Origin of the sequence: Alienimonas sp. DA493 (assembly GCF_043951915.1) — a bacterium.
In the GTDB taxonomy this organism is placed as follows: domain Bacteria; phylum Planctomycetota; class Planctomycetia; order Planctomycetales; family Planctomycetaceae; genus Alienimonas.
Window position 1 is genome coordinate 1 of sequence record NZ_JBINJD010000138.1, and the last position, 13037, is coordinate 13037.

Below are 13037 nucleotides of genomic sequence, written 5' to 3' on the forward strand. Positions count from 1 at the left end.
CGCTTCCTGACGGTCGCGGCTCCACGGCCGAAAAATCAGCGACGCGGCGAGAGGTCCAGCGAGACGACGGCCGGTTCGCCCGTCCGCTTCGCCGCGGGGCAACTTCCGCAGCCGGTTCCGCACCCGGTTTGCCCGGTGCTTCTCAGCAGGCTCCACGCCCGCCGACCGACCTCCGCGGCCGCGACGGCGACGCAGAGCAGGGCGGCGATCGTTTGCGGGTCGAGGTTCATGGTCGGTCTCCGTCTAAAAGAGCCGCGAACCGATCTGATAAGTTAACAGCGCCCCGAGATACGCCAGCGCCGTCATATAGGCGAAGGTGAACAGCGGCCAGCGCCAGCTGTTCGTCTCCCGCTTAATCACCATGAGCGTCGCCGCGCATTGGGCGCAGAGGGCGAAGAACACCATCACGCTCAGGGCGACCGGCAGCGTGTAGACCGGGTCGCCGTCCGGCCATTCGCTGCGGCGCAGCGCGTCTCGCAGGCCGTCGTCGGTCTCGTCCACGTCGCCGCCGAGACTGTAGATCGTGCCCAGCGTGGCGATGATCACCTCCCGGGCCGGGAAGCTCGCCAGGGCGCCCACGCCGATCCGCCAGTCCCAGCCCAGCGGTTTGACGACCGGTTCGATCGCGTGCCCGGTGCGGCCGAGGAGGCTGTCCTCGATCAGTTCCGAACTCAGCCGGCGGCGGCGTTGTTCGAGCGCCTCCAGTTCCGCCTCGTTCGGCTCGGCGGCGGCCGATTCGGCTTCGATCTGCGCCTGCACGGCGTGCAATTCGGCGTGATCGCCGGGGAAGTAGCCCGCGGCCCAAACCAGCACGGTCGCGGCGAAGATCAGCGTGCCGGCCCGCGTGACGAAGGCTTTGCCGCGGTCGTAGACCCGCAGGGCGACGTTCCGCAGCGAGGGCCAGCGGTAGGGCGGCAGTTCCATCACAAACGGCGGCGTCTCCCCCTTGAACCACGTTTTGCGGAGCAGCCAAGCGACCGGGATCGCCACCAGCGCCCCCAGCGCGGTGATGCCGAACAGCACGAGCCCCTGCAATTCGACCAGCCCGCCGAGGTACGCCGTCGCCGGGACGAACGCCCCGATCAGGAGGAGGTACACCGGCAGCCGGGCGGAGCAGCTCATCAGCGGGGCGACGAGGATCGTGACCATCCGGTCGCGGCGGTTCTCGATCACCCGGGTCGCCATCACGCCGGGCACGGCGCAGGCGAAGGAACTCATCAGCGGGACGAAACTCTTACCGGACAGGCCCAGCCGGCTCATCAGGCGGTCCATCAGGAAGGCGGCCCGGGCCATGTAGCCGCAGTCCTCCAGAATCGCGATCGCCAGGAACAGGATCACGATCTGGGGCAGGAAGATCAGCACCCCGCCGACGCCGGCGATCACGCCGTCGACGATCAGGCTGCGGAACGCCCCCGGGGCCATCGAGTGTTGCACGATGTCCGTCAGCCAGCCTTGGCCCTCGCCGATGGCGTCCATGAAGGGACCGGCCCAGCTGAAGATCGCCTGGAAGACCAGGAACATCAGCAGGGCGAACGTCAGCAGGCCCCAGACCCGGTGGGTGAGGAACCGGTCGATTTTGTCGCTGGCGGTGTCGGGGGCCTCGGCGGCGGTCTCGACCGTGCCGTCGAGGATCTCCCGGGCCCAGCCGTAGCGGCCGGCGGCCTCCGCCGCGGGCACCCGGCAGCCGGCCTCCGCGAGGCGGGCCCGCACCTTGGCGAGATGCGCCGGCAGATCGCCGGTGCAGCGGCCGCGGTAGCGTTCGACGACCTGCCCGCCGACGTCGAGGATCATCCGCTCCCGCAGGTAGGCGGGCACGTCGGGGCAGCCGTGCTCGGCGAGCCAGCCCTCCAGGGCGGCCGCCTCCGTCGAGACGGCTTCCGGCAGGGGGCGGACCGGCTCGGGCGCCGGGCCGGCCGCGGCGTCGGCGATCGCGGCCCGCAGTTCGTTCAGCCCGCGGCGGCGGTGCGCCTCCGTGGGGATCACCGGCACGCCCAATTTCTTCGACAGGGCGGCCGGGTCGATCGTCGTGCCCCGGGCGGCGGCGACGTCGCCCATGTTCAGCGCCAGCACGACCGGCAGGCCGAGTTCGAGCACCTGCGAAACCAAATACAGGTTGCGGTGCAGGTTGGAGGCGTCCACGACGCAGACCACCGCGTCCGGCCGCGGCGTCCGCAGGGCCCCGCCGCCGGCGTCGCCCAGCAGCACGTCGACGGAAACCATCTCGTCGGCGCTGCGGGGCGAGAGGCTGTAGGTGCCGGGCAGGTCGATCACCTCCGCGGCCCGATCGGCCGCGGCGCCGCCCAGGGGCAGCTTCAACCGGCCGACTTTCTTCTCAACCGTCACGCCGGGGAAGTTGCCGGTGCGGGCCCGGGCGCCGCACAGGGCGTTGAACAGCGTGCTCTTGCCGGTGTTCGGGTTGCCGACCAGCGCCACGACCAGCGGCCGCACCGGTGCGACCTTCGAGCCCCGGCCGCGGGGGGCGGCGGCGGGGGCGGCCGACCGCGCGGGTCCGGGCGGCGGAGCGGGAACGGCGGTCGTCACGGGCGGCTCGGTGAGACGTTGCGGGGGGTCAGTCCAGCGCGACGGTCACGCGGGCCGCCTCGCTTTTGCGGAGGGAGATGCGGTAGCCGCACACGGAGAACTCCAACGGATCGCCCAGCGGGGCGGCCCGGTGGAAGACGACCGTCTCGCCGGGGATCAGCCCCATCTCCATCAGCCGGGCGGCGAGGGCGTCCTCGCCGAGGACGTCCACGATACGGGCTGGGCGGGCGGGCGGCAGCGCCGCGAGCGTCGTCTCGACGGACGGGGAATCGGGGAGGGGGTCGCTCACGCCGGCGCCGTCGCCACCAGCACCGTCGTCCCGCCGTCGGGGCGGAAGCAGAACCGCTGCGAACCCAGCGCCACCAACGCCGGCGGGCCTTCCCGCAGCACGCGGACGGCGGCGCCGATCCGCAGCCCCAGTTCCTCCAGGCGGTGCACCGCGGAGGCGTCGCCGAGAATGTCCGCCACCGTGCCGCCCTCGCCGGTGCGGAGCAGGTCGAGCGGGATCAGCGTCCCCTCCGCCAACGCTTTCGCGGTGGGGCAGGGGGAGCCGTCCGGAACGGCGGGATCGGAAGCGAGCGGCATGGAGCGTCGCGGGCGGGGCGGGGTGAGACGGAATCTCAACGGGGAGCACTCTACGACGCCGCCGGGGCGTCGTCCATCGGGGACCGCCGCCGCGTCCTCTGGCGCCCGACGCCGGACCCTCAGCCCTTCAGTTGCGGGGGATCGAGATCGGTGCGGCTGTCGTCCTCGTCCATCTCGCCCTCCAGGCCGGTGCCGGAGGAGACGGCGGGCCGGTCGTTCCCCTCGCCGGCGTCCGGCGGGACCAACGAGAGCAACGTGTCGCCGGGCGTCGGTTCGAGCACGACGTTCGCCACGTTGACCCGCAGCGTGCGGTCGTCGGCGGGGCCGGTCAGGCGGAACAGCACCACGGTCTCCGCCCCGTTCATCCGCAGGAAGGCGGGGTAGTCGAACTCCTGCGTGATGCGGGTCTCCTTCACCCGGGCGCCGCGTTCGTACAGATCCTGCAACGTTTTGTAGGTGACCCCCTCGCGGAACAGCGGGCGGCCGTGGGCCCGTTCGATGCCGCCCTCGCCCTTCTTCGCCCCCTCCGAGGGGTGCGGGGAGAGCTGGTAGCATCCGCTGCGGCCGAACAGGGAGGCGAAGTTCTGGGCCGCCAGGCTGTTCACCTCGTCGTTGGGCGTCATCGCCAGCACCCGGCCGAGGCCGGACGGATCGACGCGGTCGGTGATCTTTTCGGAGAGCACGTTGCCGTGGACGGTGTCCAACCCCTCCAACCGGGCGGTGGCAACGTTGCGGCGGTTGGAGTCGATCAACCGCACGGTGAAACCCTTCTCCTGCAGGGCGACGGCGATCTCCCGGACCAGCGGGGAGCCGCCCAAGAACAGCACGCCCTGGGGATTCGCCACCGCCAGCCCCAACCGGCGGGCGACGGGGGCGGCGGTTAGGCCGTACAGGCCGACCGAGGCGCTGATGACCAGGAACGTCAGCGGGACGAGCCGTTCGCTGTCCTCCAACAGGTTCTCCCACCACACCCGCTCCGCGAGGGCGGCCTCGGGGTCGCGGATCGCCACGATTTCGTCCGGCCGGGCGAGGGCTTCCTCGGCGTCGTGACGCAGTTCGAGGGCGAACACGCTGGCCACCGCCGCCGCCACGATACCCCGCGGAGCCAGCCAGGCCAGAAACGCCTTCTCGGAGAACGACAGCGGACTGAACAGCGTGCCGAGGAACACCGCGGCCGGCCGCACGATCAGCACCAGCACGGCGATGAACGCCAGGGAGCCCCAGCCCAGATCGAGGATGCTCTGCGGCTCCAACTGACCGGCCAGCACCACGAACAGCACGCTGATCAGCAGGACCCCGAGGTTCTCCTTGAACTCGACCAGCGGCTCGATGTTGAACCGCTCCTGGTTCGCCAGCCACACGCCCATCACCGTGACCGTGACCAGCCCGCTTTCGCTCTGCAGGGCGTTGGAGGCGGCGAAGCCCAGCATCACCGTCGCGAGGGAAACCGGGTTCTGCAGGTAGTCCGGCACCCAGTGACGCTGGAACAGGATCGACAGCGCCCAGGCCAACCCGCAGCCGAGCAGCCCGCCGATCAGCACGACCTTGGCGATCGTCAGCGGGATCACGACCGAGGCGGCGCCCGCGGTCAGCACGATGCCCTCGAACGCCAACACGGCCAGCACGGCGCCGACCGGGTCGATCACGATGCCCTCCCACTTCGCCACCGCCCCGACGCGGCCGTTCGGACGGATCTGGCGGAGCAGGGGGATGATCACCGTCGGCCCGGTGACCGTGAAGATCGCCCCGGCCAATATCGCCAGCTGCCAGGTGTCGAAAACGAGGAACTTCGCCGCGATCGCCGCGAGCACCCCGGTCACGGCCGCCCCGGCGGTGCACAGGCCCAGGGCGGCGGCGCCGATCTCTCGCAGCTCGCGGAATTTCAGGCTCAGGCCGCCCTCGAACAGGATCACCGCCACCGCCAGCGCCACCGCGGGGGTGAGCAACCGCTCCGGAATGACGGCCCCGCCGCCGCGGCCCTGCAACGGGTCGTCGCCGGGGGCGGTTTCCTCCACCTGACCGGCGGCCCCGGGGTCGGCGGTCTCGATCTCGGCGTCCCCGCCAGCGGCCCCGTCGAGCACGTCGGTCTCGACGCCGACCCGCCCGGCCCGGCCCGGCTCCTCGTCGCCGGCGGCGACGGCCTCGGCGGCGCCCTCCGTCACCCCCTCGACCGGGTCGCCGACCGGCACGCGGCCGAAGGCGAACCCGGCGGCCAACAGCAGCAAAATTGCCGGCAGACGCAGTCGCCACGCCGTCCATTGGGCCGCCACGCCCACCGCGACGACGCCGGCCAGATACAGAAGCGGAGACACGCGGCAGGCGGGTACGAAACGCGGCGAACGACCCGGGAGCAGCCCCGGCCGCGCATCCTAGCACGCCGCCGGGCGGGTCTCACCCGAGGGGAGCCGCCCCCGCGGGGCTGCGGGAGATCCCGTCGCTCAGCGGACCGGCTGCATCGTGCCGCCGAGCGTCAGCCGCTGGTATTCACGGAAGGTGACCCGCCGCGTTTTCGGGGACGCCAGCCGGGCCCGCCATTCGGAGATCAGCTCCCGGTCCCGCGGGTCCAGCCGTTCCTGGAAGCTGTGCTCCGCGGCCAGGCGCCGCGACGGTTCGCCGCCCCCGTCGGCCAGCAACACCTCCACCCGCTGCGGGACGACGCCGCGCTCCCGCAGGTCCTGGTGGATCGGCCGGCGGACGTCGGGGAACAGCTTGCCGGGGTCCAGGGCGTAGTTCAGCTGGGCCGTCCAGTCGGCGTAGTCCCAGTACGCGGCGGAGACCGACGGCCGGCCCGGCCGGGCGTAGGAGAAGTCGTAGGTCAGCGGGCCGCCCACGAACCTGGCCCGGCGGGCGGCCTCGTCCTCCGTGGTCTCGTACCGGGGCGTCAGTTGGAAGGCGAGGCTCGCGGCCAGCCCGGCGCTGGCCGGGTCGGGGGCGGCGGCCAGTTCGGCCACGGCCTTCTCCGTCTCCTGCCGCCCGACCTTCAGCAGCCGGGAGAGTTCCTCCAGCTTGACCGTGCAGGCGAGATCGCGGCGGGTGTCGAGGATCACGAACTCCGCGTCCGCCGGGTCGAACCGCACCACCTCGCCGGCCTCCACCACGTGGTCCCACGCCTGCCCGGCGTGGAACAGCGTGAGGCTCCGCGACAGCTCCACCGGCCGGTCTCCGGAGACGTCCGACACCGTCGTGAACACCCGGAAGTCCTGCGCCGGCGACGCCGCGGGCAGAACGAACAGCAGGGCGACGAACGGGGCGAAGCGCATGGGAAGGCCCGGGCTGGGGAGGGAGCCCGGGTGGTAGCGGCGCGGCGGCCCGCGGGGCAACGGCGGGTCCGCTCACCCCGCCGGTTCCGTGCCCTCCGATTCGGCGCCCGGCGGTTCGGCGCCCGGCGGGAGGAGCGGGCCGGCGTCGAAAGCCGCGTACTTCGGCAGACTGCGGGAGCCGATCAGCGGCAGCATCGTCTTCACCGCCGCGTCCCGGGCCCGGCAGACCCACCGCCCCTCCCACTGGCCGATGCGGCCGAATCGCCACGACTCGTTCGTCACGGCCTTCGTGCGGGGGAACCGCTCCGCGACGAATCCGTCGAGCGCCGCCCTTAGCGGCGCCCCGCCCCCGTGCAGACAGCCGGCCAGCCGGCGGGCGAGCACGACGCCGTCCTCGATCGCCAGACAGCCGCCCTGACCGAAGTTGGGCGTCGTCGGGTGGGCCGCGTCGCCGATCAGCACCACCCGCCCGGCCGTCCAGCGGCGGGTCGGGGGGCGATCGAGGATGTCGTGCCGAACGACCGCCCCCGCCGGGGTGGCGTCGATCAGCCCGGGGACCGGTTCGGCCCAATCCGCGAACGCCGCGGCGGCCGCGGCCCGTTCGCCCGCCGTCCCCTTGTTGGCAGCTTGCCGCCGCGGCGGGGCGTTCTGCGTCGCCCACCAGTAGGAGCGGTCTCCCGGCAGGGTGGTGATGCCGAACCGCTGACCGCGGCCCCACCACTCCGCCAAGTAGCCCGGCTCCACCGCCGCCGGCCGCGGGCAGACGCCCCGCCAGCAGGTATAGCCGGCGTACCGCGGCTCCGAGGCATCGACCGTCGCGGCCCGCACCGCCGAGCGGATGCCGTCCGCCCCGACGATCAGGCTCGCCTGCTCGGTTCGGCCGTCCTCGAACCGCACCGTCGCCGGCCGCCCGCCGTCCGGTTCCCCCGGCTCCACGCCGACGCAGGTCGCCCCGAACCGCAGCGTGTCCGCCGGCAGCAGGTCCGCGAGGGCGGCGACCAGTTCCGCCCGGTGAATCATCGTGACGAAGGGGGCCGTGCCGTAGCGCCGTTCGAAGTCCGCCATGTCGAAGGAGGCGGTGACCGTGCGCCCCCGTCGGATGCGGAACTCCGTCCGCGTGACCGGCAGGGCCGCGGCCCGGGCGGCGTCGCCGGCGCCGACCTGTTCCAGCGCCCGCAGGGCGTTCACCCAGAGGCTGATGCCGGCCCCGATCTCGGTCAGTTCCGGGGCCCGCTCGAAGACGGCGACCTCCGCCCCCGCCCGCCGCAGGGCCAGGGCGGCCGTGAGCCCGCCGATGCCCGCCCCGACGACGATCGCTCTCATCACGTCCTCTGCGCGGCGGCGTCGGGGGTCACTCGGCGGCGAAGCGGGTCCGCAGCGTGCCCAGCGGGCCAATGGTGACGGCGGTCTCGCTGCCGTCGGCGATCCAGACCGGCGGCTTGCGGGCCGCCCCGACGCCCGCCGGGGTGCCGGTGAAGATCAGGTCGCCGGGCTCCAGCGTCATGATCTTCGTCAGGTGGGCGACGATCTGCGGCAGGGTGAACAGGAAGTCCGCGGTGGAGCCGTCCTGCATCGTTTCGCCGTTCAGTTCCAGCTTGACCGGCCAGTCGTGCGGGTCGCCGGCCCCGCCGTCCTCAACGGGCCCGGCGGTGAGCAGGTACGGCCCGGTCGGGGCGAAGCCGTCCGGCGTTTTGCCCAGCAACCACTGGCCGCCGGGGCGGCCCTTCTGCCAGTCGCGGGCGCTGACGTCGTTGCCGTTCATGTAGCCGGCAATATATCTCATCGCGTCCGCCTCGGCGACGTTCTTGCCGGTGCGGCCGATCGCGACGACCAGCTCTGCCTCGTAGTCGACCTGCTCCGAAACCGCCGGCAGCGTGACGGTCGCCTCCGGCCCGCGGATCGTATTGCCGAACTTGCCGAACACGACCGGCTCCGAGGGGATCGGGCTGTTCGTCTCCTCGGCGTGGTCGCGGTAGTTCAACCCGATGCAGATCACCTTGCCGGGGTCGGGGATCGGGGCGAGCACGTCGCCCTCCACGACGGCGACGTCGGGAGCGCTCGCCAGCGCCGCGGCGGCCCGCGTCAGCCCGCCTTCCAACTCCAGCAGGCCCCGGAGGGAGGTCGGCAGGGAGGAATCGACCAGGTTCAGGTCGATGGCCCGGTCGTCGTGGGTCATGGCGACGACCCGCGGCCCGCGGGCGGTGTGCAGGGTGGCGAGCTTCATGGGAACGATCCTTCAATCGGGGGCGGGCCGCAAAACACTAACCCGAAGCGTGAGCGAGGGCACGCGGCCCGCAACCGGCATCGACAGCGTCCCGGACCCTTGAAGGGGCCGGGACGCGACGCGCCCTCTCAGACGGCCGAGCCGCCGCCGAAGCCGATGATCGCCCCGCTGCGTTCGCCGCTGCGGGTCAGCTCGGCCCGGGCGGCGTCGAAGTCCGCCATCGTCAGCGGCAGCGGCTCGACCGGCCGGCGCCCCTCGTCCTCCAATGCGAACAGCGCCGCCCGGGCGATCCACTCCTTCAAAAACGCCTGCGACGCCCCCCGGCTGTCCTCCGCGAGTTGCGAGACGTCCAACGCCGTCGCGTCGAACCGCTTGAGGTATTGGTGGAGATACCGCCCCCGCAACTCTTTATTCGGCGGCCCGAAATACATGCACTGCCCGATCCGGCCGGGGCGGTCTTTGATCGCCCGCTCCACCCGCTCGATCGCGTTGGTGGTGAGGATGAAGCTGACCGCCTCGTCCGGGCGGAAGCCGTCCATCTCGTCCATCAGATCGCCCAGGGCGCTGGTGTGCGGGTTCATTTCCCGCTCCGTGAACACCAGGTCCACGTCCTCTAAGATGACGAGGCTCGGCTCGTAGAGTTTCGCCAGCCCGCAGACGCTTTTCACCTGGTGCAGGCTCTGCCCGGCGACCACGAAGGTCGTCACCTCCGGCAGCCGACCGACCAGATACCGGCAGGTATACGTCTTGCCGGTGCCGGGCGGACCGTGGAACAGCAGCCCCTTGGACAGCGGCAGGCCCAGTCGTTTGAGGTCCGCGTGTCGGCGGTGATGTTCGACGAGGTTCCGGTTGAGCACCGGCAGGGTGTCGGGATCGAGGACGATGTCCTCCGCGTTTAACGCCGTGCGGTGTTTGAACGTCAGTTCCGGCTCCCCGCCGCCGCGGAACTCGCCGTCCTCGTCGTAGGAGCCCTGGTGTTGGAACTCCAGCAGCGCCCCGCGGTAGACGCTGTGGGACACGGAGCGTTCCTCCACCGCGTCCAGCAGGGCAGAGGCGGCGTCGAAGCTGTCGGCGGCGGCCTCCACGATCGCCTGCGGGTTGCCGTACTCGTGGGAGGCCCGCACCCGCAGGACGGCCGGCCCGCGGCGCCCCCCGCCGGTGCCGGGCGCCGGGGCGGGGACGATCCAGAAGCGGTCGTCCGGCACCAATTCCTCGATCGGCCCGTCGGCGTCGCGGCCGATCGGCCGGGCGGTGCGCGGGGCCGGCACGACCGGCGAGGGCATGTTCTGCCAGCGCCGACCGCTCAAGACCGTGGCCAGGTCGAACGGCTCCTGCCGGTCCAGCACGCGAGGCTCCCCGCCCGGGGCCCGCTCGGCGGCGGTCTGGGCGGCGACGTGGGCGGCGGCCCGGTACAGATCGACCAGCCGAAACTTCGGCAGCGACCGCGACACCGACCGCATGGCATAGGCGTGCCCCCCCAGCGCCCGCCGCACGCCCCCCGACACGAACGGCCGCCAGCCCTGCTTCCACTTTTCGAAGAACACCGCCGGCAGCCCGACCGTCAGTCCGGCGCCGACGATGATCAACAGCACGATCCAACCCGGGTCGTCCCCCGCGGCGAGCGTGGCGTGTATCATCCCGTCCCTCCCAGCCGCCGGCCGCGGGTCCGCAGTTCGTCCATTAATTCGTCCAGATGAGCCTCCGTCGTCAGCGGGTTCATCACCGTGCACCGCAGCGCCGGCACGCCGTCCTTGGCGGTCGGCACGATATAAAATCGGCCGCTCCGTACGAGGTCCCGCCGCAGGTCGTGCTGGAATCGGCCGAGCGTGGCGGCGTCGGTATCCTTCAAAAAGGCCGGCACGTGCCGGAAGGCGACGATATTGCACTGCGGGTCGTTGAGCGGCTCGAAGTCCTCCGCATCGGACAGCTTTTCATACAAGCTGCGGGCGAGGGCGAAGGTGACGTCGACCAGGTCCCGGAACAGCCCCTCGCCGAAGGTCGCCCAGGTTCCCCACAGGCCGAGGGCCGCGGCCCGCTTGGTGCATTCGAGCGTCTTCATGCCGCTGTCGTGCTCCGCCAGGCCGGGGTCGGAGGGGTCGAATAAATAGGGGGCCTCCTGCCGGAACGCCTCGAACCGACGGTCGCGGTTCTTATAGAAGACGAACGCGCACAGGGCCGGAACGAACAGCATTTTGTGGGCGTCCCAGATGACGCTGTCCGCCCGCTCGACGCCGGCCAAGAGATGGCGGTGCGTGGGCGAGAAGGCCGCGGCCCCGCCGTGGGCGGCGTCGACGTGCAGCCAGACGTCGTGCTTTTCGCAGACGTCCGCGACGGCGTTCAGATCGTCGAAGGCCCCCACCGGCGTGGCGCAGGCCCCCGCGGCGACCGCCACGATCGGCACGCCGTCCGCTTTCAACGCGGTCAGCGTCTCGTCCAGCCGGGGCGGGTCGATCTGCCGGCGGTCGTTCAACTCCGCTTTGACGACCTGCCGGGTGCCCAGCCCCAGCAGGCCGGCGGCCCGGACGATGCAGTAGTGGCTCTCGCCGTGGGCGACGATTACCGGACGCGGCCCCGACCGCGGCACGCCCTCCTCCCAGCAATTCTGGAACAGGACGTTGCGGGCGGTCAGCAGACAGGTCGTGTTGGCGAGGCTCCCGCCGTGGGTGACGAAGCCGGCGAACGTGCCGGCGGGGAAGCCGAGTTTCGCCCCCAGCGCCGCGACGCAGGCCTCCTCCGCGGCGCTGGCGAACGGGCCCATCTCGTAAATCGCCATCGGCTGGTTCGTCACGCTGCCGACGGCGTCGAACAGCCCGGCGATCGGCACGCTGGCCGGCACCTGATGGCCGATGTAGCGGGGCGAATGCAGGTTCTGCCCGCGACGCAGCGCCTCCTCGATCAACCCCCGCACCCGGCCGGCGACCTCGGCGTCGGAACCCGCCGGTTCCCCCCGCAACGCGGCGGCCGCGGCGGCGACGTTGTCGGCCGGGGCGTGCCAATTCAACACTGGCCCGTCGTCCCCCAAACTGCGGGCGAGGTGATCGGCGAGGGCGTCGCAGACCGCGTGGCCGGATTCTCGAAACAGCCCGGCGTCGTAGGCCGGGGCAATGCGGGAGCGGGCGGCGGCCAGTGCGTCGGTCTGCATGTCCGTAGCGTCCGCTCCGCGGACCGTTCGTGCGAGCGTGACGACCCGGCAGGGCAGGGCCTGATGGGCAGCGGGGCGAAGAGACGCGGTCCGCGGTGCGGCCCCTACGGGAGCGACGCGAACCAGTCAGCGTACGGGGTGTTCTTCGCCAAGCGCCGGTTGAAGTCCGGGGCGCCGTCGTCCCACCAGACCGGCCCGCGCTCGCCGAGGTTCGTCTTCGCCGCATCCACCGCCGCCCGGGCCGCCTTCAGCGCGTCCGCGTCGTCGGCCTTCTTCGCGACGCCGACGGCCCGGCGGGCGGCCATCAGTTCGTTGACCAGTTCCTGCCGGCGCTCCTCCGGCAGCGACGGGTCCGACCGCCGCCACAACCGGCCGCGGACGACGAAATAACGCCCGTCCGGGGTGACGGGATATTTCGCTTGTTCCATAACCCGAAGCGTCAGCGAGGGAGCCGTGGGGTGAGGCGACGGAAACGAGCGGGGCCGGCGGCCCTCGCTGACGCGTCGGGTTAGTACGAACCGCCGGCGTCGGTCGGTTCGCTCCAGCGGCGGGGCAGGCCAAGGCGGTCGCAGGCTTCGCCGAGCACGGCCGCGGTGCCGCTCATCCCGACGCGGGTGACGCCCAGCGCCCGCACCTCGAGCAGCCGGTCCAGCGTTTTGATCCCGCCGCTGGCTTTCACCTCGACCCCCGGCGGGGCGTGCTGCCGCAGGAGGTTGAGGTCGTGATCGGTCGCCCCGCCGGGGCCGAAGCCGGTGCTGGTCTTCGCCCAGTCCGCCCCGGCGACGCCGCAGAGTTCGCACAGGCGGATCTTCTGCGGGTTGGTCAGATAACCGGTCTCAAAAATGACCTTCGTCTTCGCCCCGAGGTCGCGGGCGATCTTCGTGACGGCGGCGATGTCGGCGCTGACGGCGGCCCAGTCGCCGGACCGCACGCGGGAGACGTTCGCCACCATGTCGAGTTCCACGGCCCCGTCCCGCAGGGCGGTTTCCGCTTCGACCCGCTTCACGGCCGGCGTGTTCAGCCCGTGGGGGAATCCGATCACCGTCCCCACCCGCACCCCGGTGCCGGCCAGCCGGTTTGCGACCCGGGCCACAGCGTGCGGGGAGACGCACACGCTGGCGATCTGATAGGCGGCGGCGAGGTCGCAGCCGCGGTCGTAGTCCGCGGCGGTCAGCGTGGGGGTCAACAGGGCGTGATCGATCAGCCCGGCGAGGTCCGGCAGCGTCCAGTCCGGTTGGGAGGAGTCAATCGGAAGCATGCCGCGATCGTACCGGGACGCGGGCGC

Annotated in this window: 12 protein-coding genes; all 12 read right to left on the reverse strand. The window is 72.1% G+C overall.

Annotated features, from left to right (window positions below; genetic code table 11):
• Positions 1-35: 35 nt before the first annotated feature.
• Complete coding sequence (locus ACG2DA_RS17525; RefSeq protein ID WP_395257175.1) at positions 36-230, reverse strand: FeoB-associated Cys-rich membrane protein; 195 nt, start codon at positions 228-230, stop codon at positions 36-38.
• Positions 231-243: 13 nt separating this feature from the next.
• Entirely contained in the window at positions 244-2541 is a 2298-nt protein-coding gene (feoB, locus tag ACG2DA_RS17530) for a ferrous iron transport protein B (RefSeq protein WP_395257177.1), read from the reverse strand.
• Between the two features lie 28 nt (positions 2542-2569).
• Positions 2570-2830 (reverse strand): ferrous iron transport protein A, encoded by a 261-nt coding sequence (locus tag ACG2DA_RS17535; protein WP_395257179.1) that lies wholly within the window; start codon positions 2828-2830, stop codon positions 2570-2572.
• Positions 2827-3126, reverse strand: coding sequence for a ferrous iron transport protein A (locus ACG2DA_RS17540; RefSeq protein WP_395257181.1), 300 nt, complete (start codon positions 3124-3126; stop codon positions 2827-2829). Before ACG2DA_RS17540 ends, ACG2DA_RS17535 begins: the two co-directional genes overlap by 4 nt.
• 119 nt (positions 3127-3245) lie before the next feature.
• Complete coding sequence (locus tag ACG2DA_RS17545) at positions 3246-5438, reverse strand: cation:proton antiporter (protein WP_395257184.1); 2193 nt, start codon at positions 5436-5438, stop codon at positions 3246-3248.
• Between the two features lie 126 nt (positions 5439-5564).
• Positions 5565-6386 (reverse strand): hypothetical protein, encoded by an 822-nt coding sequence (locus ACG2DA_RS17550; protein WP_395257187.1) that lies wholly within the window; start codon positions 6384-6386, stop codon positions 5565-5567.
• Between the two features lie 72 nt (positions 6387-6458).
• Complete coding sequence (locus tag ACG2DA_RS17555; protein WP_395257189.1) at positions 6459-7709, reverse strand: FAD-dependent monooxygenase; 1251 nt, start codon at positions 7707-7709, stop codon at positions 6459-6461.
• A gap of 28 nt (positions 7710-7737) precedes the next feature.
• Positions 7738-8610: a fumarylacetoacetate hydrolase family protein gene (locus ACG2DA_RS17560; protein ID WP_395257191.1), complete on the reverse strand. Its 873-nt coding sequence runs from the start codon at positions 8608-8610 to the stop codon at positions 7738-7740.
• 128 nt (positions 8611-8738) lie between these two features.
• Entirely contained in the window at positions 8739-10247 is a 1509-nt protein-coding gene (locus ACG2DA_RS17565) for an AAA family ATPase (RefSeq protein WP_395257193.1), read from the reverse strand.
• Positions 10244-11752, reverse strand: a complete 1509-nt coding sequence (locus ACG2DA_RS17570) for a pyridoxal phosphate-dependent decarboxylase family protein (protein ID WP_395257195.1) — start codon at positions 11750-11752, stop codon at positions 10244-10246. The genes ACG2DA_RS17565 and ACG2DA_RS17570 overlap by 4 nt, the downstream gene beginning before the upstream one ends.
• Positions 11753-11856: 104 nt before the next feature.
• Positions 11857-12180 carry a hypothetical protein gene (locus ACG2DA_RS17575; RefSeq protein WP_395257197.1) on the reverse strand — a complete coding sequence of 108 codons (324 nt, stop codon included), beginning with the start codon at positions 12178-12180 and terminating at the stop codon, positions 11857-11859.
• An 80-nt stretch (positions 12181-12260) separates the two neighbouring features.
• A complete protein-coding gene (gene deoC / locus ACG2DA_RS17580) occupies positions 12261-13010 on the reverse strand; it encodes a deoxyribose-phosphate aldolase (protein ID WP_395257199.1) in 750 nt (249 codons plus the stop codon).
• Between the last annotated feature and the right edge of the window lie 27 nt (positions 13011-13037).